The following is a 25,643-nucleotide window of genomic DNA, read 5'->3' as shown; positions in this document are numbered from 1 at the left end:
AACATGAGTGACTGGGTCAAATGGCTCCTGCTGGGGCTTCTGTCCATCGCGTTCGGTATCTTTGTGCTGGGCGCGCCAGTAGTGGCGTCTGTCGCCGTAACCGTCGTGACTGGCGTGTTACTGCTAATCTCGGGCGTGCTGCAGGTCGTCGGCGGCTTCACGGTTGAAGGCACCGGCAACAAAATCCTGTCACTCATCATGGGTGCGGTCATGCTGTTTCTGGGATGGTCCTTTCTGGATCACCCGCTGCAAGGAACCCTGACCCTGGCGACGGTGATGCTGATCCTGTTCATGGCAGGCGGCATCGCTCGGGTCATTCTGTCGTTCCAGATGAAAGGAACGCAGTTTTTCTGGCCCACGATGATCTCGGGCATCTTGTCGATCATCCTCGCCGGTATCATCTGGACTTATGTAGGAAGCGAACCTCAGGTGCTGCTGAGCATTCTTGGGATCTTCCTGGGCATCGAGATGCTGTTCAACGGGTTCGGTCTGGTTTTCATGGCGTTCTTCCTCAAGAACGCACCCAACGACGAAACAACAGAAGCGAAAGAAGCTTAAACGCGGGGCACGGGCGCGGCCCTCTCCCGCACGGAGTGTGAACATGGAAAAGTTTGAAAAAGTCCACGGGGTGGCCGCCCCAATGCCGCTGATCAATATCGACACCGATATGATCATCCCGAAAGTGCATCTGAAAACCATCAAACGGTCGGGCCTTGGCGTCGTTCTGTTTGACGAGATGCGCTATCACGATGACGGGCAGGAAAACGAAGAATTCGTTCTGAACAAACCCGCCTATCGTCAGACCGAAATTCTGGTCGCAGGCGACAATTTCGGCTGCGGCTCGTCGCGCGAACACGCGCCCTGGGCGATCAAGGATTTCGGCATCAAGGTCGTGATCTCGACCAGCTTTGCCGACATCTTCTTCAACAACTGCTTCAAGAACGGCATCCTGCCCATCGTGGTAGAAGAGGAACATCACGCCGTCCTGATGGAAGATGCGCACAAAGGTGAGAATGCCCGCATGACGGTGCATCTGGAAGATCAGAAGATCACCACGTCGGACGGCGTCGAGATCGAGTTTGAAATCGATCCGCACCGCAAGCACTGCCTGCTGAACGGTTTGGACGATATCGGTCTGACCATGGAGAAAGACCATCACATCGACAAATTCGAAGATCACGCCAATCAGGCCCGTCCCTGGGTGTAACCCTGGGGGCGATTCTGTGGATACTCAACCTATCGGGGTCGCTTCGGCGGCCCCGTTCGCATTCTTGGGGTCCTAAACAAATCAACCACAATATGTAGTGTGCGGTCGCATTTACACGTCGAATTTGCGACACGAATGATGCAAAGGCGCACCAGTTTCGCCATCATTTTGCCCGAAATCACGTGTTTTCTGCAGGCTGACTTGAGCGGATTGCCGCTTATCGTCAGTGTTGGCGATACCTGAGGCACCCGTCGAAAAAAGAATATTGTCGGGCACAAGTTTGGACGAAGCCGTCACAGAAGCGGCCAATCCGGTTTGAAAGGGTTTGGATAGTGATTGCGCGCACAACAGGGGCGGCGATACGGGGATTGCTTGTTGCACTCATGGTGCTGACACCCGCGTTGTACCTGCCTGTAACGTCTACAAATGGGACCGAGATTGTTGTCTTTCTCGCCATTCTGGCGTTCTTCCTGACGTTCGCAGAATACAACTCGGCCTTCCCCAGCTTTATCGAATTCCGCGATGCCCCTCCGGTCAACCGGCTGCGCTTTGTCGGTCTGATGACCATGATCACGTTCATGACACTGATCTGCAAAAACGTCTATGCGCCCACGGGTCTGACGACACTGATGTATTCGGTCGGTCTGGGTGTGGCGAACGTGGTTGACTTCCCCTATTCGCCGGTTCGTCTGATCATCCTGATGCTACCAGCTGACACAAGCGCGCCGCTGACGGAACTGGTTCGCATCTGTGCCAGCGTTGCCAATGTTGCAGCTCTCGTGACCATCGGCAGCTTTGCGTATGCGGTCCGGGTGCGCGGCTGGCCCACCGGAAACGGGGCGTTCAACGTCTGGACCAACCTTCCGCTGTTTGACCCGACCAAGGGTGGTGACGTCGTGACGCGGCTGCAGCGCGACGGGCGTCTGAACATTTGCATCGGCATTCTACTGCCGTTCCTGATCCCCGCCCTGATCAAACTGCTGACAGACTATGCCGATCCAATCTCGCTCAGCAATCCTCAGACCTTGATCTGGACGCTTTGCGCTTGGGCCTTTCTACCGTCCAGCATGATCATGCGCGGGATGGCGACGTTGCGCATCGCCAGTCTGATCGTCGAAAAACGACGCGCCTACTCCACAGCCGAGTCCACACAGACCGCATGATCCGCATCCTGTTCCTGCTACTGTTGCCTGTTATGGCACAGGCAGAGACGGTTCGCATCGCAACCTACAACACGGAACTGAGCCGCGATGGGCCGGGTCTACTGCTGCGCGACATTCGCCGCGGGGATGCACAAGTCAGCGCGGTTGTCAGCGTCCTAACCGAGACCGAGCCGGATATCGTTGCCTTGCAGGGCATCGACTGGGATTTCGAAGGACTGGCCGTTTCGGCACTGGCCGCGCAACTGAGCGACGCCGGATTGAACTATCCCTTTGTCTTCGCCGCCCGGCCAAATTCCGGTATTGCAACCGATCTGGACCTGGACGGAGACGGGCGCACCAGCGGCCCCGGTGATGCGCAAGGCTGGGGGCGTTTCACCGGCCAAAGCGGTCTGGCTGTTCTATCGCGATATCCTATCGTTACGGATCAGGTGCAGGATTTCTCGGCCCTGCTGTGGCGAGATCTTCCGGGCGCTGAATTGCCCAGCTTGGGGAACGCCCCCTATCCGTCTGAACAAGCACAGAGCATTCAGCGGCTGTCTTCCGTCGCACATTGGGTGGTCCCCATCGAAACACCGATCGGGCCGTTGGACCTTATGACCTTCCATGCTGCGCCACCTGTGTTCGACGGCCCCGAGGATCGCAATGGCCTGCGCAACCGGGACGAAATTCGGCTGTGGTCAGCCGTGCTGGACGGCACAGTAGGGCGTGAACCTGCCGGTCCTTTTGTGATCGCCGGAGATGCCAATCTGGATCCAGCGCGTGGGGACGGGCGCAAAGAAGCGATCCGGGGCCTGTTGAACGATCCTCGGCTAAACGACCCGCAGCCCGGTGACCCCAACGGGGATCAAACCACTGTTGTCTGGAAAGCAGTTGGCCCGATGCGGGTAGACTATGTGCTGCCATCCTCACATTGGACCGTGACGGATGCGGGCGTTCATTGGCCAGCCGCCGGCACCGAGGCACGCGATACCGCCGAAAACGCCAGCCGCCACCGGCTGGTTTGGGTCGATTTGACCCTGCCGCGCTGACAGCAAAATCTGGCCTGTCAAACGGGTCTGGCGCAATTTTCAGACGCGCAAAGGCGCGCACGGGAAACAAACCTGTGTTTTCCTTGCTGTCAGGCAGGATCGTCTCATTGACCCGGTGCGATACAGGCGCTAGGGCCTGTGCTGAAAATCGCAAGGAGATCCTTCATGTCCAACCCCTCGCTCCTCATCCTGCCCGGAGACGGAATTGGCCCCGAAGTCATGGCCGAAGTGCGCAGAGTCATCGACTGGTTCGGTGCAAAACGTGGCCTGGAATTCGACGTGAGCGAGGATCTGGTCGGTGGTGCCGCCTATGACGCCCACGGCAAGCCGTTGTCGGACGAAACCATGGCAAAGGCGCAAGAGGTTGACGCGGTTCTTCTGGGTGCTGTTGGCGGCCCGAAATACGACGATCTGGATTTTTCGCTGAAGCCCGAGCGTGGCCTGCTGCGTCTGCGCAAGGAAATGGACCTGTATTCGAACCTGCGCCCTGCACAGTGCTTTGACGCGCTGGCCGATTTCTCTTCGCTTAAGAAAGACATCGTCGCTGGACTCGACATCATGATCGTGCGCGAGCTGACCTCGGGCGTCTATTTTGGTGAGCCACGCGGTATCTTCGAAGAAGGCAACGAACGCGTCGGTATCAACACCCAGCGTTACACCGAGTCCGAGATCGAACGCGCCGCGCGTTCCGCCTTTGAACTGGCGATGCGCCGGAACAAAAAGGTCTGCTCGATGGAGAAGGCCAATGTGATGGAATCGGGTATCCTGTGGCGCGAGGTCGTGGATCGCGTGTCCAAGGACTACCCCGAGGTCGAGCTGTCGCACATGTATGCCGACAACGGCGCGATGCAGTTGGTGCGCGCGCCTAAACAGTTTGACGTGATCCTGACCGACAACCTGTTCGGTGACATCCTGTCGGACTGTGCCGCGATGCTGACCGGCTCGCTGGGTATGCTGCCCTCGGCCTCTCTAGGTGCCCCGATGGCCAATGGCCGCCCCAAGGCGATGTACGAGCCCGTGCACGGCTCGGCCCCGGACATTACCGGGCAGGGCAAGGCCAACCCGATCGCCTGTATCCTCAGCTTTGCCATGGCGCTGCGCTATAGCTTCGATCAGGGCGAAGAAGCGGATCGTCTGGAAGCCGCGATCGAGAAGGTGCTGGCCGACGGTGTTCGCACTGGCGATCTGCTGGCCGATGAAGGCGTCACACCGGTTTCGACCACGGAAATGGGCGATGCGATCCTGGCGGCTCTCGACGACAGCCTCTGATTAGGCCCTCATTCAAATGAAAAGGCGGTGCCCGGCGCACCGCCTTTTTCTTTACCCAATCAATTCCCGAAGATGTTGTTCAGCAGGTTATTGATGGCCCGGTCCAAGCCGGTTTCTTTCTTGCGCCGTTGCTGCTGCGGCTGAGCAGTTTTGACCGGTGGGTCCGGGGCCACCATCGGCAGCGGTGTCGGCGTCATGCCTTCGGTCACCCGCAGCATGGTCTCTTTCCAGATCTCGGCGGGCAGTCCACCACCCGTGACCCCCGACAAGGGCGTGTTGTCGTCGTAGCCCATCCAGATACCCGTCACGTAGTCAGCCGTGAACCCGATGAACCAGGCATCGCGGGCAGCCTGAGTCGTTCCTGTTTTGCCGGCCACCTGCCATCCGGGCAGCTGCGCACGCGCGCCGGTTCCTTCAGAGACCACACGCTCCATCATCCAGGTCAGCTGCTTGGCCGCCTTGTCATTGATGACCCGCTCGCCGATACCCGTTGTCGTTACCATGACCGGTGTATCATCACCCAGCAATTTCAATTCAGTCAGCCCATAGGGTTCCACGGCCGAGCCGCCGTTCAGAATGCCCGCATAGGCACCCGTCATCTCGATCAGCGTGCTTTCCGACGCGCCCAGCGCCAGGGCCGGTCCCTGTGCCAGATCGCTGTCGATGCCAAACTCACTGGCCACGGTGCGCACATTGTCCAGCCCTGCAACTTCGGCCACTTTCACAGCCGGTATGTTCAGCGAGTTCTTCAGCGCATCCGCCAGCGTGACCCGCCCATAGAACTTGTTGGTGTAGTTCTTGGGGCACCACTGGCCCGAGCCCGGGATGTTCACGCAATAGGGTTCATCTACCACCGTATCCAACGGCGAATACCCAAGCTCCAATGCTGTGGCATAGACGAAGGGCTTGAAAGACGAGCCTGTCTGCCGCAGGGCCTGTGTGGCGCGGTTGAACGCGCCGGAAACGCGCGTCTTGCGTCCGCCCACCATGCCGCGCACGGCGCCGTCGGCCGACATCACGACGATAGCAGCCTGGGCCTTTGAACCCTCGCGGACCTTTTCCTGAAAGATGAACTTCAACGCCTCTTCGGCCGACTTTTGAATGCGCTGATCCAGCGTGGTGCGGATCACCACGTCCTCGGTCGTGTTGCGGGTAAAGAACTCGGGACCGCTGGCCATGACCCAATCGGCAAAATAGCCGCCAGCCCGTGCCGCCGCGGCCTCGGACAGTTGGGCGGGGTTGCTGCGGGCACTGCTGGCTTGTGCCGAGGTCAGATAGCCCTGCGCCTCCATCAGTCCGACCACCAGCTGCGCCCGGTCTTGCGAGCGTTTGAGGTTGTTCGTCGGCGCGTAGCGCGTCGGCGCGACCAGCAGACCGGCCAGCATCGCCGCCTGTGCCGGGTTCACCTCGGCTGCAGATATCCCGAAATAGCGCTGGCTTGCTGCCTCGAACCCGCGTGCGCCCGCGCCCAGAAAGGCCCGGTTCAGATAGATGGTCAGGATTTCATCTTTAGAGTACTTAACTTCCATCGCGATCGCATAGACCGCCTCTTTGGCCTTGCGCCACAGCGAGCCCTGACGGCAATCGGATTCATAAGCGGCCTCGGATTCCCACTCGCTGGGCTCGTAAGGCACGCCCAGGCACAACAGCTTGGCCGTCTGCTGCGTGATGGTCGATCCACCATGCCCCGACAACGGCCCGCGCCCTTCGCTCAGGTTGATACGTACGGCACTGGCGACGCCGCGCGGGCTGACGCCGAAATGCCGGTAGAATCGCTTGTCCTCGGTCGCAACGACGGCGTTCTTGAGATGGGGTGAGACGGTATCGGCCGTGATCACGCCGCCGAACTGATCGCCACGCCAGGCAAAGACCTTGCCGTCGCGATCCAGCAGGGTCACCGACCCGCGCGCGCGGCCGTCCAACAAGGCGTCCACATCGGGCAGAGAGGAATAAACTACGCCAACCGCCAAGGCCAACAGCATGGCGGCCACAGCACCCATGCGCCAGGTAACGCCCCAGATCACCCGCCATATCCAACGGAACATACGGCGAAAGATCCCGCCGCCACCGCCGCCGGATGTCTTGCGCGTCTTCTTCCTGGCGGTCTTGCGCGTCGACGTTTTTCGCGCCGTCGCCTTCTTGCCTGCGGGCTTGGCCGCGCGCTTTGTCGTCGCGGGTTTGCGCCCCTTGGAAGGGTATCTTTTGTCCGCAACAAGCGGTGTTTTGCGGCGCCTGGACTCAGTCATGCTCAAACTCTGCCCGGTTATCATTTTGAGGCACCATACCCTGCCATTGGCCCGAAGTAGAGGTGTGAATTTCCTCTATGCACCCTCCATAGTATGCCCTCTTTTTAGGCAAAAGCGTTTTTTTGTGCAAAAATTGTGCACCTAGCCTCAATTTTCCCCTGCGTTCTGATGCCTTGACCGTTTCTTACTGCGGTCAGTCGCGCTCTTTTTCTGCAGGTGCAAACAACCGGTCCCGCCGGACAGGAAGAGGGGAAAGACGTGAAACTGATCATTGCGACAATCAAGCCGTTCAAGCTGGAGGAGGTGCGCGAGGCACTGACCGAGGCCGGCGTGCGCGGCATGATGGTGACCGAGATCAAGGGCTTCGGCTCGCAATCGGGTCACACCGAAATCTATCGTGGGGCCGAATATGCGGTGAACTTCGTGCCCAAGATCAAACTGGAAATCGTGGTGCCCGCCACGATGGCCGACCAGATCGTTGAAACGATCACCAAAACCGCCAAAACCGGCAAGATCGGTGACGGCAAGATTTTCGTCCTCGATGTCGAGCAGGCCCTGCGCGTGCGGACCGGGGAAACGAACGAAGAGGCGCTGTAAGCGCCGCCACTCACACATATTCGAGGAAGTCACATGAACCTGATGAAATCTCTCATCCCCGCCGCCGCGCTTGTCGCGCTGCCGCAGATGGGTCTGGCGCAAGAGGCCGCCGCTGGCGAGGCCGCGCTGCACACCAAGTATATCTTTACCACCCTGCTGTTCCTGATGGCAGGCTTCCTGGTCTTCTTCATGGCGGCAGGCTTTGCCATGCTCGAAGGCGGTCTGGTGCGTTCCAAGAACGTGGCCATGCAAATGACCAAGAACATCGCGCTGTTTTCCATTGCGGCGATCATGTACTGGCTGGTCGGCTTCAACACGATGTATCCGGGCGACTTCAATGGTTTCTTTGCCATTGGCGGTCCAACCGTACTTGATCCGGTTGGTGTTGACCCCGCCGAGGCTGCTCTGGATTACGCCTCGATCGGTTCGGACTTCTTCTTCCAGCTGGTCTTTGTGGCTGCAACGGCGTCGATCGTTTCCGGTGCTGTGGCCGAGCGCATCAAGCTGTGGCCCTTCCTGATCTTCGTGGTGGTGCTGACCGGTATCATGTATCCGATCTCGGGGTCCTGGCAGTGGGGTGGCGGCTGGTTGTCCGAAGCCGGTTTCTCGGACTTCGCTGGTTCCACCGTTGTACACTCGGTCGGCGGCTGGGCAGCCCTGGCAGGTGTGATCGTACTGGGCCCGCGTATCGGCAAGTACAAAGACGGCAAAGTTCACCCGATGCCCGGTTCGAACCTGGCACTGGCGACCCTGGGTACCTTCATTCTGTGGCTGGGTTGGTTCGGCTTCAACGGCGGCTCGCAACTGGCAATGGGCACTGTGGGTGACGTAACCGATGTTTCACGCATCTTTGCCAACACCAACATGGCGGCCGCTTCGGGCGCTGTCACAGCCCTGATCCTGACCCAGGTTCTGTACAAAAAGCCTGACCTGACCATGGTGCTGAACGGCGCGCTGGCTGGTCTGGTGTCGATCACGGCTGAACCTCTGGCCCCGACCCTGTTCGGTGCGCTTTGGATCGGTGCAGTGGGTGGTGTCATCGTGGTCTTCGCAGTGCCGATGCTGGACAAATTCAAGCTGGACGACGTGGTCGGTGCCATTCCGGTTCACCTGTTCGCAGGCATCTGGGGCACCATCGCCGTGATCTTCTACGGTGAAGCGAACCTGATCACCCAGCTGACCGGTATCGTTGCTTACGGTGTGTTCACCTTCGTCGGCGCACTGATCCTGTGGACCATCCTGAAGATGGTTTTGGGCATCCGTGTCAGCGAAGAAGACGAGATCAACGGCCTGGATATGGCGGAGCTGGGTATGGAAGCCTACCCTGAGTTCTCGAAGGGCTAAAACTTGAGTTAACCACTCGAAAGGCCGGGCGTTCGCGCCCGGCTTTTTTGTTTGCCCGATTGTTCCCCATACAATCGCAATTCTTGACCCGGCTGTCGCCGCAAGCCATCCCATATTGGGAACCGCACAGTTTCGGAGAGCCCCATGAAAACCATCGGTATTCTCGGCGGGATGTCAGCCGCATCGACACAGATCTATTATCGCGAACTTTGTGACCTAACCCGGCAGCGTCTTGGTGGGCTTCACTCACCCGAACTCCTGATCCGCTCGCTGGATTTTGCCGAGATCGAAGCGCTGCAAGTCAATGGCGAATGGTCGGCGGCCGGTGCGATTCTGAACCGAGAAGCCAAAGCGCTTGAGAGCGGTGGTGCAGATATCCTCGTTCTCGCGACCAACACAATGCACAAACTGGCCGCACAGATGATGGACGGAGTATCCATCCCGCTGCTGCACATCGCAGACGCCACAGCAGAGGGGATCCGCGCAGCTGGCTTAAAGTCGCCGGGCTTGATGGCAACCGCATTTACAATGCAGCAAAGCTTTTACACCGATCGCCTGCGCGCTGCGGGTTTAACGCCGATCCTGCCATCAGAGGCGGATCAGGACGCAACCCACCGGATCATCTATGATGAGCTGTGCAAGGATGTCGTGACACCCAAAAGCCAAGAGGCATATATCGGGATCGCCCAGCGCTTGGTCGATGCGGGCGCGGATTGCCTGATCCTTGGCTGCACCGAAGTCGGAATGCTGTTGAACGCAGACAATGTACCTTGTCCGGTGTTTGACACGACCCAGATCCACTGCAGAACGGCCTTGGAAATGGCTTTGTCTTAGCTGTCGTCAGTGCCAAGGAGCCGAAAAAGAAAAGGCCGCAAGTAAACTGCGGCCTTTCTCACTAGACTTTCAAAGCGCGTCAGACGCCGACGTCGATAATCGCCTTGGCGAGAATCGGCACTGTGTTGGCATTCAGACCGGCGATGTTCAGGCGGCTGTCGCCGACCATGTAGATGCCGTGGTCTGCACGCAGCTTTTCGACCAGTTCCGGGGCCGCCCCCAGGCGCGAGAACATGCCGCGGTGCTGGGCAACAAAGCCAAAGCGATCAGAGCCACTCAGGCGCTGAAGTTCGTCGGCCAGTTGTTGGCGCAGGCCCAGCATGGACAGGCGGATCTCTTCCAGTTCAGCTTTCCAATCGGCGCGCAGGGCGTCGTCGTTCAGGATCGTGGTCACCACGCGGGCACCATGATCGGGCGGGAACGAGTAGTTCTGGCGATTCAGAAACGCCAAAGTCGCCTGATTCAGAGCCGTCTGCGCCGGATCATCGCTGATTGCCATCAGCAAACCGGTGCGCTCGCGATAGACACCGAAGTTCTTGGAACAGGACGCCGCGATCAGGCAGCGCTTGACGGACGAGGCCACCAGACGGGTTGCCTGCGCGTCTTCCTCAAGACCGTCGCCAAAGCCCTGATAGGCAATGTCGATCATCGCGACCAGGCCTTGGGCGTTGATCAGGTTCACGACCTCTTGCCACTGCACCATGTTGAGGTTGGCGCCGGTCGGGTTGTGACAGCAACCATGCAGCAAAACCACGTCGCCCGCCTTGGCGGTCTTGAGGTCTTGGATCATTCCATCGAAATCGACGCCCCGGGTTTCCCCATCGAAATAACGATACGGAACCATCTCCATTCCAAGATAGTTCAGAATCGACAGGTGGTTCGGCCAGGTCGGGTTTGACACAAACACGCGGGCCGCAGGGTTGGCCATGCGGATCATCTCGAACGCTTGCCGGCACGCCCCGGTGCCGCCCGGTGTCGCCACAGCAGCGATGTTGGCGCGGGGAACAGAGGTCCCAAGGATCAGGCCGATCATGGCATCGGCATAGGCCGGATCGCCAGCCAGCCCCGTGTAAGCCTTGGATTCCTGTTCTTCCAGAATACGCTTTTCCGCCGCTTTCACGGCACGCATAACAGGGGTCACGCCTTCGGCATTCTTGTAGACGCCCACGCCTAGGTCGATCTTCTGATCGCGCGGGTCTTCGCGGTACATCTGCATCAACGCCAGAATCTTGTCGGCAGGCTGCGGTTTGAGGTTCTCGAACATCAGTTCTCTCCGGTTGCGACGGGCAGGGTCGGGAAAGCACCCCATTCAGCCCAGGAGCCGTCATAAAGCGAGTGGTCTTTTTTGCCCAAGCGCTCAAGCGCAAGGCTAAGGATCGCGGCGGTGACACCCGACCCGCAGGACGTGATCGCCGGTTTGGACAGGTCCACACCTGCCGCCTCGAAGATAGCGCGGCAGTCTTCGGGCGATTTCATCGTCCCGTTTGCGTTCAAAAGGTTGCCGAAAGGCACGTTGCGCGATCCCGGAATGTGACCCGAACGCAGGCCTTCGCGCGGCTCGGTTCCGGTTCCGGCAAAGCGGTCGGCCGAGCGGGCGTCAATGATTTCGTGATCTGCCAGCTTGGCGGCGGCAGAGACCTGTGTGACATCGCGAACCAGGTGGTTCTGAACCCGGACTGTCATGTGACGGTCACGGATCACCGGCGGCAGATCTTCGATTTCGCGTCCTTCGGCCTGCCATTTGGGAAAGCCGCCATCCAGCACGGCGATGTTTTCCTGACCCATCAGGCGGAACAGCCACCAAACGCGCGCCGCCGACATCAGACCGGCCCCGTCATAGACGATGACCTGATGGCCATCGCCCACACCCATCGCCCGCAGGCGCGACATGAACTTTTCGACCGGCGGCGCCATATGCGGCAGGTCCGAACGGTGATCGGAAATCTCGTCGATGTCAAAAAACCGCGCACCGGGGATATGAGCGGTCTCATATTCGGCTTTGGCGTCGCGCCCCTGCTGCGGCAGATACCAGGATCCGTCCAGTACCCGCAAATCCGGATCCTTGAGATGGGCAGCAAGCCATTCGGTAGAAACGAGGGTTTTCGGATCGTCCTGCATCAATGCCTCCCCTAATCGCGCTTGGTTTGTCCCTATACGCGCGCGCATGCGGGTTCAAGGCTGGATGGGGCATTGACAAAGGTAGATACGCACGCGGTCCGGGAAAAGGCCCGCGCCTGACCGTATGCAGCGTCGCATTCAGCCCGCCACCCCCTTAGCGCCGCCTTTGTTCAGCGGATTGGCCCAAGCCACCCTGAGCTTTTTTCAACCCGGCTGGGATGCGTCTGTGGACGGTGCATAGTGATGCATGTTCAAAAATGCAGCCCCCTCTGTGCCTGCCCGGTAACCATGCGTCAGGTCCGCGGCAAATCGCAGGCCCTGCCCGGCCTTCAGCGGCACCCATTCACCGTCGCGCAGTATTTCAAGCGAGCCTTGCAGAACAAACACCTCTTCGGTCACGCCCGTCGCGTGCGGAGGCGACTCATGGCTTTGGTTCGGGGCGAGGTCCACGTGAAACGTCTCGGCGCGCAGGGCAGGATCGAAGGGAAACACGATCTTGACCTCAATGCTGCCGGGAAAGGTCACGGTGCGGAATACGTCGGGGGCGGCGGTATCGCGCAGGGTCTCGGACCCGATCAGGGCGCTGAGCGGCAACTGAAACCCTTTGGCAATCTTCCACAGCGTCGCAATGGTCGGGCTCGATTCGCCCCGCTCGATCTGACCCAGCATCGCTTTGCTGACACCGGTCATCTCGGCCACTTTGGACAGGCTCAGCCCTGCAGCCGCGCGCACATCGCGTAGTTTCAGCGTAATTTCGTCCGGTGCCATCTTGTAATCTCTCGAATCGTCTTGTGCGTTATAGCGCACATGTGGTACGTGCGCTATAACGTACACATCCCGAATATCGCAACCGGGGAAAAAGGGAAACAGCATCATGCCAATGTACCGATCCAGAACCTCCACCCATGGCCGCAACATGGCCGGTGCCCGTGGCCTGTGGCGTGCCACAGGTATGCAGGATGACGATTTCGGCAAACCGATCATCGCCATCGTCAACTCGTTCACCCAATTCGTGCCCGGTCACGTCCACCTGAAGGATCTGGGCCAGATGGTTGCGCGCGAGGTCGAGGCCGCAGGTGGTGTCGCAAAAGAATTCAACACCATCGCGGTGGATGACGGTATCGCCATGGGTCATGACGGCATGCTGTATTCGCTGCCCTCGCGCGAGGTCATTGCAGATTCAGTCGAGTACATGGTCAACGCCCATTGCGCCGACGCGATGGTCTGTATTTCGAATTGCGACAAGATCACACCCGGTATGCTGATGGCTGCGATGCGCCTGAACATCCCGGCCATCTTCGTGTCAGGCGGCCCGATGGAAGCCGGTAAGATCGATATCGCCGATCTGGATGTGAAAAAAATCGACCTCGTGGACGCGATGGTCGCTGCCGCGGATGACAAGTTCACCGATGAAGAGGTAAAGCACATCGAGGAAAACGCCTGTCCGACATGCGGCTCTTGCTCGGGCATGTTCACTGCGAACTCGATGAACTGTCTGGCCGAAGCTCTGGGCCTGGCGCTGCCGGGTAATGGTTCGACCCTGGCCACGCATGCCGACCGCAAGAACCTGTTCCTTGAGGCCGGTCGCCGGATCGTTGAGATCACCAAACGTCACTACGATCTGGACGAAAAAGGCTTCTTACCACGTGAAATCGCGACGTTCGATGCGTTTGAGAACGCGATGAGCCTGGATATCGCCATGGGCGGCTCGACCAACACTGTTTTGCACCTGCTGGCCATCGCGCACGAGGGCGAAGTGCATTTCACCATGTCCGACATGGATCACCTCAGCCGCAAGGTTCCCTGTCTGTGCAAGGTCGCACCCAACACCGAGAATGTGCATATGGAGGATGTCCACCGCGCCGGCGGCATCTTCTCGATCCTCGGTGAGCTTAGCCGCGCCGGATTGCTGCACGAACATTGCAACACCGTTCACTCGGCCACGATGGGCGAGGCTATTGCGAACTGGGACATCAAAGTCGCCAACAACCCCGCCGCGCAAGAGTTGTTCAAGGCAGCCCCGGGCGGCGTGCGCACGACGCAGGCGTTCAGTCAGTCGAACCGTTACAAGGATCTGGACACCGATCGCGAAGGCGGCGTGATCCGGTCCAAGGAACACGCCTTTAGCCAGGACGGCGGTCTGGCGGTTCTGTTCGGCAATATCGCCCGCGACGGCTGCATCGTCAAAACGGCCGGTGTGGATGAGAATATCCTGAAGTTCACCGGCTCGGCCTATGTGTGCGAAAGCCAGGATCAGGCGGTCAACGACATCCTGACCGGCAAGGTCAAGGAAGGCGATGTTGTGGTCATCCGTTACGAAGGTCCGCGCGGCGGCCCGGGGATGCAGGAAATGCTGTACCCGACCTCGTATCTGAAATCCAAAGGACTGGGCAAAGCCTGCGCCCTGCTGACCGACGGCCGATTCTCGGGCGGCACCTCGGGCCTGTCGATTGGCCACGTCTCCCCAGAGGCCGCCGAGGGCGGCGAAATCGGGCTGGTCAAGAATGGCGACAAGATCGAGATCGATATCCCAAACCGGACCATTCATCTGGCCGTGTCAGACGAAGAACTGGCCGCGCGCCGGGAGGAACAGGACGAAAAGGGCTGGGTGCCCGCGGCACCGCGCAAACGCAAGGTATCTACGGCGCTCAAAGCCTATGCCAAGCTGACAACCAGTGCGGCAAAAGGGGCTGTGCGCCAGCTCTGATACGTCGGTTTTCAAGCTGCTAAACCTGTCATAGGTTCAAAGGCCTCGCTATGTGCAATAGTGGGGCCTTATTTCGTATAAGCGGCTGTTATGGCGGTAAAACATGACAATCTGGCGACCACATGACGGTATCCGAGTTAAAGCCATCGGCTTACTCTGGCGAGGGCGTCGACTGCTTGTGGCAGATGTCCACGACGATAGCGGTGCGTTGAAGGGTGTTCGCCCGCTCGGCGGAAGCGTCGAGTTTGGCGAGACTTGGCAAGACGCACTGAAACGCGAATTTCGCGAAGAGCTTGGCGTTGATATCAATATCTCAGGCGCACCGTTTGTTCTCGAAAACATCTACGCCCACGAAGGATCGCCGGGCCATGAGATCATTTTCGCAGCAGACGTAACCCTTGCGCCTTCGGCGGAACTGCCCGATGCGCCCATCACCTTCCGCGAAGACAATGGAATGGTCTGCACGGCCCATTGGCGCGACGTCCACGCGCTGGATACAAAAGATGAGCCGCCACTCTACCCAACCGGCCTCAAGTCGCACCTGATTTCGCGCTAAACCTCAGAAGGATCTCTCCCGCGCCCGAACCGCGCCATCGGCTGCGCCGCTACCACGGTCGGTCTTGGGCCCGGCGCCGCGCGTTGCGCGGCGCCGGGCCCAACCAAAGGAGATGTCTCGTCAGAGACATTGACGATGGGCGGGAGCCACTGACTGCTGATCGGTGGTTCAATCGCCAAGCTTGGCGTGCACTTCGTCCAGATCAATCTCACCAATCGGCATTTTGTTTGCCGGGTTCTCGAAATCGTATTTGAACAGTTCGAAATCCTGTTTGTAGATTTCGTAAACTAGATGCATCGAGAGGTCGTCAAAGTAGTCTTCAACGGGATGCGCCCGTTTGGGTCCGTGGCCTTCGGACTCATTGAATCGCGGGATCTCGGCAAGGTTCACAGCGTGGGGCGTCTGCAAGTCATCCAGAACATTTTGCATGCCGTCGTTGAATTTCTCGGTCCAGAAAATCTGATCGTAACGCCCGCCATTCACGATGAAGGTCGACACGTGGCCGGACATGGCTGACCAGTGAATGTCAGGATCCATCGGTCGCCGCCAACGGATCGTATCGCGCGCAAAAAGCAGGAAACGACGAAAGCTGGCGATCTGGTCGAATTCGCCCTTGCCGTCATCCCCTCCGACCTCGATCCCGTAGTTGTAGATCAAAGTGGGGACCAGATTGCCGCGGTACCGTCTGCCGTTGCGCTGAATACCACAGATCTTGTCGAAGAAAGAACTCAGGATCCGGGTGTAGGGATTGCGTACGCAGGTAAAGGCCAGCGACTTGTGATCCCGCACATTGCCCGAAATCTGCGCCTGACTGGGACCGAACGCCCATTTGTGCATCCCGTCCTTGGCGTCGTGAATGTCGCCATCAAAGAACCGCCCATGATCCGAGTAGTACATGATCTGACCAATGGTCGAGCACGCGCATTTAGGCACCACACGGTAAACCATGCTTTCGCTCTCGGTCATCCATGTACCGGGAAACCCCATCTGCTGCGCCTCCTTTGCTGGTCTGGTCACATAATCGACACGCCAGCATTTGACACCAAAAAACCAAAAATATTCTGTTTATTCAATCGCTCATCCTCAGTATCACGGTTGGAAACGGGCAGAAACGGAAAACAATAGGCCAAAATGGCAAGGATTGCGTATATATTGCTGTGCCACAAAGACCCTGACGCAATCATTGCGCAGGCCAATCAGTTGACGGCAGCTGGGGATTGCATGGCCATCCATTTCGATGCGCGGGCAAGCTCGGCAGCTTATGCGCGCATTCGTGAGGCTTTGAAAAGCAATCCAAATGTCACCTTTGCCGCCAAACGTATCAAATGCGGCTGGGGAGAATGGTCGCTGGTCCAAGCCACACTGAACGCCGTGCAAGCCGCCGTTGATGCCTTTCCCCGCGCCACCCATTTCTACATGGTGTCAGGGGATTGCATGCCGATCAAATCGGCAGAGTACATCCATGAGTTTCTGGATCATCGCGACCACGATTTCATCGAAAGCCACGACTTCCTGGAAAGCAACTGGATCAAGACCGGCATGGTCGAAGATCGGCTGATCTATCGGCACTATTTCAATGAACGCACGCAGGCCAAGCTGTTTTATGGCTCTTACAACCTGCAAAAACGGTTCGGCATGACGCGCGAGATTCCCTCGGACATTCAGGTCATGATCGGCAGCCAATGGTGGTGCCTGCGCCGCCGGACGATTGAAATGATCCTGGATTTTCTGAAAAAGCGCCCGGATGTGAAACGGTTCTTCTCAACCACCTGGATACCGGACGAGACCTTTTTTCAGACGCTGGTGCGCCACCTGATCCCCAAGACCGAGATCGAAAACCGCACCCCGACTTTCCTGATGTTCTCGGACTATGGGATGCCGGTGACGTTCTACAACGATCACTATGATCTTTTGCTGGGGCAGGATTACCTGTTTGCCCGCAAGATCAGCCCCGAAGCCCATGAGCTGAAGGACAGGCTGGGCGATCTGTACGCCGCCGAAGGCGAGACCTTTCACATCTCGAACGAGGGGCGCAATCTATATGGCTTTTTGACCGGCCGCGGCCGTGTCGGACGGCGATACGCCCAGCGGTTTTGGGAGGCCGGCAATACACTGGGGCCCGAGCGCGAAGTGTTTCTGGTCGTGTGCAAGAAATGGCACGTAGCCAAGCGGCTGGTGGATCAGATTGTCTCGGAAACGAACATCCCCTGCGTTGAATATCTGTTCAACGAGGAAGACACCGTCCTGCCCGATCTGGGTGGTATTGAATCAACGCTGGCCAAGCGGACACGCCACAGGCGCGCAGTGGTTCGGATGCTGTTCGAAAGCTTCGACTCGAACAAGCTGGTCTTTTGCGTGGACCCCGCAGACCTCGACATCATTCAGGATTTCTGCGCGGTGCAAGCGCGCAGCCACGTGCTGGATATCGAGTGCCTGTACTCCGACGACTATCTGATCGGCCACGCCCGCCGCGTGGGACTGGCCGGAGACAGCAGCCCGCGGGAAACCGTAGCGCGGCTTGTCCCGGCGCTGCGAAACTCGTTGGTGCACGAATCCGAGCTGATCCGAGAGGCAGAGTTCGACGGCTATGTCCGCCTGAAAGAAAGCAACTCTCGCACCGAAAACGAAGCGGCTATTGCCGAGTTTCTGGGGGTCTCACAGGACAAGGCGCATGCCATCATGCGCCTTGATTACCTGTTTGCGGATTGATCCCGCCGATGCGGCGGGACCAGATCAGATGTCGAACTTCACACCTTGGGCCAAAGGCAACTCGGCTGAGTAGTTCACCGTGTTGGTCTGTCGCCGCATATAGGCTTTCCATGCGTCCGAGCCGCTTTCGCGCCCGCCGCCTGTTTCTTTCTCGCCGCCAAACGCACCGCCGATTTCAGCACCCGAGGGACCGATATTGACGTTGGCGATCCCGCAATCCGAACCAGCTGCCGTCAGGAATTGTTCCGCCTCGCGCATGTTCAGAGTGAACACGCACGACGACAGGCCTTGCGGCACGTCATTCTGCAGATCGATCGCGTCGTCAAAATCGTCATAGCCCATGACATAGAGGATCGGCGCGAAGGTTTCGGTTTTCACAACCGCTGTCTGGCCCGGCATCTCGACGATCGCGGGTTCCATGTAGACACCAGCCGGAACGCCGTCTGTCACGCGCTGGCCGCCAAACACGGTGCCGCCCTCGGCCTTGGCGGCCTCCAAAGCTGCGGTCATGGCCGCGCCCGAGGCCTCATCCACCAGCGGGCCAACCAGCGTGCCTTCGGCCAGCGGGTTGCCGATGGGCAGACCTGCATAGGCCTTTTTCAGGCGGCCAACCAGTTCCTCGCGGATCGAATTGTGCACGATCAGACGGCGCAACGTAGTGCAGCGCTGGCCAGCCGTACCGACGGCCGAGAACACAATCGCTCGGACGGCCATTTCCAGATCCGCCGAAGGGCCAACTATCATCGCGTTGTTCCCGCCCAGCTCGAGAATGCACTTGCCAAAGCGCTGCGCCACCACCGGCGCAACCGCGCGACCCATGCGGGTCGAGCCGGTGGCCGAGATCACGGGAACCTCTTCGCTGGCGACCAGTGCTTCGCCCAGCGCGGCACCACCGATCAGCGTTTGCAGCAGCCCGTCAGGCGCATCACCGAACCGGGCCAGAGCGCGTTCAAAGATCTTTTGGCAGGCCATCGCTGTCAGCGGGGTTTTCTCGGATGGTTTCCAGATCACCGGATCACCGCAGACCAGCGCCAAAGCCGCATTCCATGACCAGACTGCCACCGGGAAGTTGAAGGCCGAAATCACGCCGACGGGACCGGCAGGATGCCATGTCTCCATCATCCGGTGACCGGGGCGTTCGGATGCGATGGTCAGACCGTAAAGCTGCCGCGACAGGCCGACGGCAAAGTCGCAGATGTCGATCATCTCTTGCACTTCGCCCAGACCTTCGGACGTGATCTTGCCAGCCTCCCAACTGACCAGAGCCCCCAGATCGTCTTTTGCGGCGCGGAGTTCTTCGCCCAACAGGCGGATCAGCTCGCCGCGATGCGGGGCAGGCACCACGCGCCATGCCTTGAACGCCGCTTTCGCGCGGGCGAACACCGCGTCCATCTCGGAGGCAGGTGTCTCGTGCACTTCGGCCAGAACGCTTCCGTCGATGGGCGATGTGACCTTGAGCGTGCCGCCAGTCAGGTCGGCCTCGGTCAGGTCCAGATTTGCCAATGTGGTTTGGGCTGTCATCACGATGTCTTTCATATCTCAGGCCGCCTTGTTCTGTTCGGTTACGTCGCCAGCCCGATAGAGCCGGCCAAATTCGGTGTTGAGGAAATCGGCAAGCTTCACCTGCTCTTGCCGGACAAAGCCTTTTGAGGGCAGCGCCCCCGTTCGCATCAGATCGACGACGCCCAGAACGCCTGCAGCGGTGGTCACCTGAATGGCGCTCCAGACCTGTCCGTTGAGGGTGCGGGCAAAGCTCTTGTTGATCAGGGATTTCTCGCGCAGCGTGCCATCGATCATGCCTTTTGCGGTGCAATAGACCAGCACCACATCCTGATCGGTGCGCGGCAACGCGGTTTCAAAGATGTCTTTCAACAGATCGCGGCGACGGTCCAACCCCAGATCATGCAGCAACAGCTTCAGTATTTCGCAGTGGCCGGGGTAGCGGATCGAGCGATACGACACCGCCCTTGCCTTGCCATCCAAGGTTTCGGGCAAGGTGCCCAAGCCGCCGGACGTATTGAAGCACTCGTATTCTACCCCGTCGTGACCCAGCAGCTCGTAATCTTCCAACGGGGCGGTCTTGACGCGCTCACCATTCACGATGGCATCGCAGGGGTTGCAGTATTCGTTGATCAGGCCATCGGTGGACCAGGTCAGATTGTATTTCAGCGCATTGGTCGGATAGAGCGGCAGCGCCCCCACGCGCATATGCAGGCTGTCCAACTCGTCGAATTCCGCGGCCAAGGACGCTCCGGCGATCCCGACAAAGCCGGGCGCCAGACCACATTGCGGCATAAAGGCGGTTTCGCTGTCTTTCGCCAGTTCGCGCACCGCGTTGGTGGCCGCCACATCCTCGGTCAGGTCAAAGTAATGAGCGCCAGCCGCTTTCGCCGCCTTCGCGATCTTGGGCGTCAGAAAAAACGGAGCCGCCGAGATCACGGCATCAAATCCCGTCATTCCCCGGGTCAGCTGTGTATCGTCATCCACATCAATCTGACGGGTCGAAACTCCCTGCTTGTTCAGCGCCGACAACGCGACCAGATCCCGATCGGCGACCGTGACCGAATAATTGGGCGATGACTTCAGCAGGGTTGCGATCATCTGACCGATCTTTCCTGCTCCGATGACACATATGTTCCAGCTCAAAACGCGCCTCCTCTATCGTTTACAAAAAGTATGAGGCGCCACCTGTTCGAAACGCAGGGGCAATCTTGACGAAACGGCAAGTTTTGCCGTCATTATGATGGCGTTTCTGACACTTTGTCAGGTTGGGGAATCGATGCGCTTGGTCTGTGGGCGATGCCGTTTCCAACTCGCGGTTGCACCGTGGCCTGACAAATCAACAAGCCCAGTGATTTTTATATTCAAATATTATACGGTGCACTCAATTGGGCCGTATTGTTCGCACATATCAAACTGTTCGGTCGGCCCGCCCAGCGCGTGAAACACCGCATGGCCGGTCGCTTTTTCGACTGACTTATGGGGGTCTGACTCAAAAAAACAGGGTCCAGCGTTGGGGTTTTAGAATTTATTCACGACGAAGTTCAGGGGGGACAAGGCGTGCCAAAAGATCCAATTGAAAGCTCAACATCATTCGAACCAACTCAAGATGACCTGAAATTAATAGACGAGGTTCTACCTGCGCAGGATCCTTCGGTCATCCATTCGAAATTCGAATATTTTGAAGTGTCCGAAGACACGACATTGCCCTCGCTCGGCATGTTCGTTGTGCTCGGCGGCGAAGTTCAGTTGCGGCAGGGTGATAACGTTCTGGCGACCGCAGACACCGGAGACTATTTCTACGAAGAGCATCTGGAGATTTACGACATCCCCGTCAGCCTCGAGGCGCACGCCATGCCCGGGGCAAGGTTGGCCTATCTGTCCAGGCATCAGTGGTCCGAGATCCCGAAGCCTATCCGAGATGCCTGCTATGACACGCTTTTTGGCGATCTGGTCAGCGTACATCTGCAAAACTACCAGCAACCCATCAATTGCTGCAGCGTGACGGCCGCCGCGCTTAGCATGTCAGCGCTTGGTTTTAGCTACGAAGTCAACGACATCTTTCGCGAATGCGGGCTGCCGACATCGTTTGTCGTGAATGACGGAATTTCCCTGGGCGAGCTGTACGACGTCGCCTGCACCTTTATCCACAGTCAGGGCCTGCGGGACGTGATCCAGGTTCAGGCCTACTTCATGGATGAGGCCACAACCTCGGCCGATTTGCTGTCCGAGGCGATCGACGAATCCAACCGGTTGGGCGGGGATAACGACATTCTGGTTGCGAACTTTCAGGTCGGCGTCGCCCACGGCAAGGACAACATGCCCGGCGGTCATTTTGCGATCATCGCCAAATGCAACCCCAGCACCGGACTGGTGCATATGATGGATGTTCACCCCGAAAAATACGGTAAGCTATGGGTCACAACTGTCGACCGGTTATGGGCCGGGATGTCAGACCGCGACGGAACCTCGATGCGATCGCGAGGAATGTTGCGGTTTTCGGCCCGCGAGGCTGTGAAAACGCATCTGCAGACTCTTAAACAAGACTGCAACTACGTCGACAGCACCCGCTATTTAGCCAAAGACCCAAAGAAACGGCGCAACCTGTTCCGGCGCGCCAGCCCAAACATGAACTCGCTGGGCGTTTTGGCCGAAAGTCTGGCCATTCTGGGCGATGAGGCGGTCGATGAAGACAAGCTGTTATTCGCCACCGAAACCGATCTGAGCGATAAGCTCAGCCGGGTATCGACCGCCATGGAAATGCACGATTTGGCGCAGCGCTATCTTACCCAGTCACAAATCGGGCATTTGGGCAGCGCCTTCCGCAGCTACGCCCAACGCCCCGTAGAGGATCATACCACCCCAGAGGAATGGTTCTGCGACCGGTTGCGCGGGCTGAACAAGGCACACGACCGGCACCTGATGATCAACATCGATTTCAACCGCGTGCTTGGGTTCGAAGTCATCCGTCCACCGGCAAATGTGTACCGCGAAACTGCTTTGCTGGAGGAATTCTGGTGCTTGTGTATCGCCTATGACGAAGAGACCGATCTTGTGACCGTCGTGGACATGAGCCCGGCAACCTCGCAGGTCTGGCAGGCCCCGCGCGAAAACATCTTTCGTGGCTTGCGCGACCTGAAGGACCCGGCGCTTTTGGTCATCGAGGAACGCGAACCACCCGAAGACCCCAGCGACGTGGCCGCCATCGTCAAGAACAACGCGATTGTATTGTTCTATGCCGATGAAGATCCGTGGTCTTATATGCTGCGCAGTATCCTTGCCAATATCGGTATCACGACGATCAAGCTGATCGATGTCGAAGGGCATGGTGCCAATGTCATGAAGATGCGGCGTCAACTCACCGCGATGACGGGCAAGGAAACCGTCCCGTATCTGTTTTTCCAGGGTGAGTGTCTGGGTCGTCGAAACGACATCGTGGACAGCATACTCAAAGGCCATTTTCAGAAAAAGGTATTCGAAGCCGGGCTGCCGGTCCTGCTGCGCCATCAGTCCCCCAGTCTGGACAACAATATCTTTGGCTATCCCAAGGGCGGCCTGACCGAACCGCCCAGCGAAAAGCGTAATGTGCTGCTGTGTGCCTGTGGATCTTCCGCAGCCGACAAGGTGCCGCAACTGGTCAAAAAGATCACCGCAGCGGGTCACAACGTAAAGCTCATCCCGTCGGTTTCAGCCGAGAAGTTCTTTCGCGATATCGAGATCGAAAAGGGTGTCGAGATTGAAAGGGGGTATGAGCCCGAAAAGGTCGAGGACTACATCTCGCACAACGACTATTACCGCGATGACGACGAGTGGAACTTCCGTTACACCAAGTTCGGAATGCCTCTGCGCGCCTCGCATCTTGCGCTGTGTGACTGGGCCGATTGCGTGATCGTGGCCCCTGTGACGTGCAACACGATGGGCAAGATCGCCAACGGAATTGCTGATAACCTGCTGACCTCGGTCTTTGTCGCGTGGCAGTACCGGAACAAGCCCGCGATCCTTTGCCCAGCGTGCAACACCAATATGTGGAACAACGTCACGACCCAGCGGAACGTCGAAAAACTGCGCGATCTGGGCGTTGATCTGGTCGGCCCCCGCAAAGGGCGTTTGTCAAACGGCATGATGGGGATCGGCATGATGGCCACCCCGGACCAGATCATGGAGGTGCTTGACGAAGCCTTTGAAGAACTGGCCGATCAGGAACACAACATCTGCAAATGGGCGCAGGAGGCCGCCGCATCTGACGACTTTGCGCAGTGGCGCCGGGTGTTCGACGCCGTCGACAAAGGCATGGCCGGGATCGACATTGTGGATGATTCCAGTGGCGACACGCTGCTGCACTATGCGGCGGGTGGTGAAGGTGAGTTGCACGAGAACGGGAAAGGTCTCGGCAAACCAGACCTCAAGGCCGCACAGGAACTGATAAATCGCGGCATCAACGTCAATGCGACCAACGACCATGGATTCACCAGCCTGCATGTGGCGGTGATGAATAACTCGGTCGACATGGTGAAAACCCTGCTGGGCGCAGATGGGATCGACGCCAGCGCCTGCATTCACTTTTTGCAGAGCCCCAAGAACGCAATGGATGTTCGGGACGCCAAAATCTCGGACGAAGTGCTGAAAATGCTGAGCGATTGGGCCAATACCCACACACTGACCGAGATCGAAGAAGAGGACGAAGACGAACTGGTCGATGATCGGGAACGCACCTACCTCTACTTCACTTACGGGTCGTTGAAGAAAGGCTTTCCAAACCACGAAGCCCATGCCGAAGTGCTGGACGACTTCGTGGGCGAGGCCGTGACCCGGCAACGCATGCCCCTGATCGTCCCGCACGAGCCGCATTGTGACAATCCAAACTGCGGTTTCCTGCACCGGATGGCCACGCTGGTCGACCAGAAAGGACGCGGTAAGCCGATCCGAGGCGAAGTGTACCGGGTGACATCCTCTGGGCTGAAAGAACTGGATAGGCTCGAAGGCTACCACGGGCCGGGATCGCCAGAGAATGTCTATGTCCGCAAGCGGATCAACGTTCTGATCGACGGGGTGAAAAAGCCCGCCTATGCCTATGTGATTGCCCATCCCACCAAGTATCTGGATCAGTGGGAGGCCGGCACGTCCGGAATTGTCGCGGAATACACGCTGGACATGGCCACAGGAACACCGAAACCGGGGTTTCAACCACCTAGTGCCTGACCTGCACGACAACCTCATCCTCAGGGTCGTCCTTGAGGCTGAGGTTGTAGGCCGTGATGACCACCATGCATAAAAGGACAAAGGGCCAGAACGAGGCCTTGGGGATCAGGTTGTCCTTATAGTGGATGATCCGCAGAGACGGCACTGCCTCGGAGGCGAACAGATAGGTGTTCACCGACACCGCCAACAGCAGGAAGTACATCAGGAAAAAGAACGACTCCATATAGATCACCGGTGATCCGGCGAACCCTTCGCGCAACTGCACATGCGCAAGCAAGATCACGAAAAACAGGACCGAACATGTGCCGATAACGCTGGAGGTGCTGAAATCGTGCCGCTCGACCAGTTCGGGGCGGCGGGTGACGATCATGACGGCCCCGAACAATAACATCGTCACGACGATCAGCGGGATCATGTGGACGATGAACGCGTTCGCAAAGTTACGTTTGATGACGAAGTTATAGTGCAGCTCGGGCAGGTTGGTCTGATACTCGATCTGACCGATGCCAAGCGTCGTATCCAGATCGGATAGTCGATAGTCGAAATAGGTATTCTCACGCTCCCACGTGCCCATCACGATGCGATTGTCGATACCAAAGATATCATCTGGTCCGGTGGCCGGATATGCCGAGAAGTCGGGGATAAGAGCCACATTAGTGTCGAATCTGTTCGGCCAAAAGCGAACCCAGACAGTTTTGTGGTCAAAGGGGTAGCTGGTGTAGTCAAAACTCTGTCGCAGGGTTTGTTCAAAGTACCAGCCGATCAGCTCGGAACCGTCCTGATCGATGCGATATGCCTCTTCGACTATTCCGTTCGCCGCGTCGGAGGCTTCGGGCAGGATGAACCCGACTTCGCCTTTGGCCGGTTTGATGGCGTCGTGCACCCCGTCCTCGTAATGCTGCCAGATATAGCCGCTGACATGAACGTCGCTGGCCCCGGTAAAACTGAAGGACTTGATAAAGATGCCCGTTCGCACCTGATGCTCAGGTAGACTGGGGAGGTCATTCAGGTATGTGTCGACCGACGCCTGATCCGGCAACTGCGTGGGATCCTCTTCGAAATGGTTCAGGTCGATCCAGAGTTTGATGAGCAGAAGCGCCAGACCCAGCGTGATGGCGCCCGAGATCAACCAGACTTTCTTTTCGATGGTCATTCAGCCCCTCGCC

Annotated in this window: 20 protein-coding genes; 12 read left to right on the top strand and 8 right to left on the bottom strand. The window is 58.4% G+C overall.

Going from position 1 to position 25,643, the window contains the following annotated elements; translation table 11 throughout:
• Positions 1–3 precede the first annotated feature (3 nt).
• The 5 genes from J7416_RS19410 to leuB all read left to right on the top strand — a co-directional run bounded on the left by J7416_RS19410 (position 4) and on the right by leuB (position 4,667).
• Positions 4–558, top strand: coding sequence for a DUF308 domain-containing protein (locus J7416_RS19410; RefSeq protein WP_209227084.1), 555 nt, complete (start codon positions 4–6; stop codon positions 556–558).
• A gap of 43 nt (positions 559–601) precedes the next feature.
• Entirely contained in the window at positions 602–1,207 is a 606-nt protein-coding gene (leuD, locus tag J7416_RS19405; protein ID WP_209227083.1) for a 3-isopropylmalate dehydratase small subunit, read from the top strand.
• Between the two features lie 332 nt (positions 1,208–1,539).
• Positions 1,540–2,370 (top strand): hypothetical protein, encoded by an 831-nt coding sequence (locus tag J7416_RS19400; RefSeq protein WP_209227081.1) that lies wholly within the window; start codon positions 1,540–1,542, stop codon positions 2,368–2,370.
• On the top strand, positions 2,367–3,398 hold the full coding sequence (locus J7416_RS19395) for an endonuclease/exonuclease/phosphatase family protein (RefSeq protein WP_209227080.1): 1,032 nt from the start codon (positions 2,367–2,369) through the stop codon (positions 3,396–3,398). Before J7416_RS19400 ends, J7416_RS19395 begins: the two co-directional genes overlap by 4 nt.
• A gap of 165 nt (positions 3,399–3,563) precedes the next feature.
• The gene (gene leuB, locus J7416_RS19390; RefSeq protein ID WP_209227079.1) at positions 3,564–4,667 is read left to right on the top strand and encodes a 3-isopropylmalate dehydrogenase; all 1,104 of its coding nucleotides are present in this window, start codon (positions 3,564–3,566) and stop codon (positions 4,665–4,667) included.
• A gap of 59 nt (positions 4,668–4,726) precedes the next feature.
• On the opposite strand, the gene J7416_RS19385 is transcribed toward leuB, so the two are convergent.
• Positions 4,727–6,913 (bottom strand): PBP1A family penicillin-binding protein, encoded by a 2,187-nt coding sequence (locus J7416_RS19385; protein WP_209227078.1) that lies wholly within the window; start codon positions 6,911–6,913, stop codon positions 4,727–4,729.
• Positions 6,914–7,171: 258 nt separating this feature from the next.
• Here J7416_RS19385 and J7416_RS19380 point away from each other — a divergent pair, with 258 nt between their 5' ends.
• From J7416_RS19380 to J7416_RS19370, 3 genes are all read left to right on the top strand, one after another.
• Complete coding sequence (locus J7416_RS19380) at positions 7,172–7,510, top strand: P-II family nitrogen regulator (RefSeq protein WP_058273036.1); 339 nt, start codon at positions 7,172–7,174, stop codon at positions 7,508–7,510.
• 33 nt (positions 7,511–7,543) lie between these two features.
• Positions 7,544–8,854, top strand: a complete 1,311-nt coding sequence (locus tag J7416_RS19375; protein ID WP_209227076.1) for an ammonium transporter — start codon at positions 7,544–7,546, stop codon at positions 8,852–8,854.
• A 144-nt stretch (positions 8,855–8,998) separates the two neighbouring features.
• Positions 8,999–9,688 (top strand): aspartate/glutamate racemase family protein, encoded by a 690-nt coding sequence (locus J7416_RS19370; protein WP_209227075.1) that lies wholly within the window; start codon positions 8,999–9,001, stop codon positions 9,686–9,688.
• A gap of 79 nt (positions 9,689–9,767) precedes the next feature.
• Here J7416_RS19370 and J7416_RS19365 read toward each other — a convergent pair whose 3' ends face one another.
• The 3 genes from J7416_RS19365 to J7416_RS19355 form a co-directional block, all read right to left on the bottom strand.
• A complete protein-coding gene (locus J7416_RS19365; RefSeq protein ID WP_209227074.1) occupies positions 9,768–10,952 on the bottom strand; it encodes an amino acid aminotransferase in 1,185 nt (394 codons plus the stop codon).
• A complete protein-coding gene (gene sseA, locus J7416_RS19360; protein WP_209227073.1) occupies positions 10,952–11,806 on the bottom strand; it encodes a 3-mercaptopyruvate sulfurtransferase in 855 nt (284 codons plus the stop codon). The genes J7416_RS19365 and sseA overlap by 1 nt, the downstream gene beginning before the upstream one ends.
• 204 nt (positions 11,807–12,010) lie before the next feature.
• Positions 12,011–12,574 carry an XRE family transcriptional regulator gene (locus J7416_RS19355; protein WP_209227071.1) on the bottom strand — a complete coding sequence of 188 codons (564 nt, stop codon included), beginning with the start codon at positions 12,572–12,574 and terminating at the stop codon, positions 12,011–12,013.
• 106 nt (positions 12,575–12,680) lie between these two features.
• On the opposite strand from J7416_RS19355, the gene ilvD reads away from it, so the two are divergent.
• A complete protein-coding gene (gene ilvD / locus J7416_RS19350) occupies positions 12,681–14,513 on the top strand; it encodes a dihydroxy-acid dehydratase (RefSeq protein WP_209227070.1) in 1,833 nt (610 codons plus the stop codon).
• Positions 14,514–14,616: 103 nt separating this feature from the next.
• Positions 14,617–15,069, top strand: coding sequence for an NUDIX hydrolase (locus tag J7416_RS19345; RefSeq protein ID WP_209227069.1), 453 nt, complete (start codon positions 14,617–14,619; stop codon positions 15,067–15,069).
• 168 nt (positions 15,070–15,237) lie between these two features.
• Here the strand turns inward: J7416_RS19345 and J7416_RS19340 are convergent, their stop codons facing one another.
• Positions 15,238–16,056 carry a sulfotransferase family protein gene (locus tag J7416_RS19340; RefSeq protein WP_209227068.1) on the bottom strand — a complete coding sequence of 273 codons (819 nt, stop codon included), beginning with the start codon at positions 16,054–16,056 and terminating at the stop codon, positions 15,238–15,240.
• A 144-nt stretch (positions 16,057–16,200) separates the two neighbouring features.
• Here J7416_RS19340 and J7416_RS19335 point away from each other — a divergent pair, with 144 nt between their 5' ends.
• Entirely contained in the window at positions 16,201–17,778 is a 1,578-nt protein-coding gene (locus tag J7416_RS19335; protein WP_209227066.1) for a DUF5928 domain-containing protein, read from the top strand.
• Between the two features lie 24 nt (positions 17,779–17,802).
• On the opposite strand, the gene J7416_RS19330 is transcribed toward J7416_RS19335, so the two are convergent.
• Both J7416_RS19330 and J7416_RS19325 read right to left on the bottom strand, forming a co-directional pair.
• On the bottom strand, positions 17,803–19,314 hold the full coding sequence (locus J7416_RS19330; RefSeq protein WP_209227065.1) for an aldehyde dehydrogenase family protein: 1,512 nt from the start codon (positions 19,312–19,314) through the stop codon (positions 17,803–17,805).
• Positions 19,315–19,317: 3 nt separating this feature from the next.
• Positions 19,318–20,424: a saccharopine dehydrogenase NADP-binding domain-containing protein gene (locus tag J7416_RS19325; RefSeq protein WP_209227064.1), complete on the bottom strand. Its 1,107-nt coding sequence runs from the start codon at positions 20,422–20,424 to the stop codon at positions 19,318–19,320.
• 414 nt (positions 20,425–20,838) lie between these two features.
• Here J7416_RS19325 and J7416_RS19320 point away from each other — a divergent pair, with 414 nt between their 5' ends.
• Positions 20,839–24,477: a flavoprotein gene (locus tag J7416_RS19320; protein ID WP_209227062.1), complete on the top strand. Its 3,639-nt coding sequence runs from the start codon at positions 20,839–20,841 to the stop codon at positions 24,475–24,477.
• Here J7416_RS19320 and J7416_RS19315 read toward each other — a convergent pair.
• Entirely contained in the window at positions 24,467–25,630 is a 1,164-nt protein-coding gene (locus J7416_RS19315) for a hypothetical protein (protein WP_209227060.1), read from the bottom strand. The genes J7416_RS19320 and J7416_RS19315 overlap by 11 nt on opposite strands.
• Between the last annotated feature and the right edge of the window lie 13 nt (positions 25,631–25,643).

Origin of the sequence: Ruegeria sp. R14_0 (assembly GCF_017743975.1) — a bacterium.
Classification (GTDB): Bacteria; Pseudomonadota; Alphaproteobacteria; order Rhodobacterales; family Rhodobacteraceae; genus Ruegeria.
Note: the sequence above shows the minus strand (reverse complement) of the source record. Positions and strands in the feature narration are given on the sequence as shown.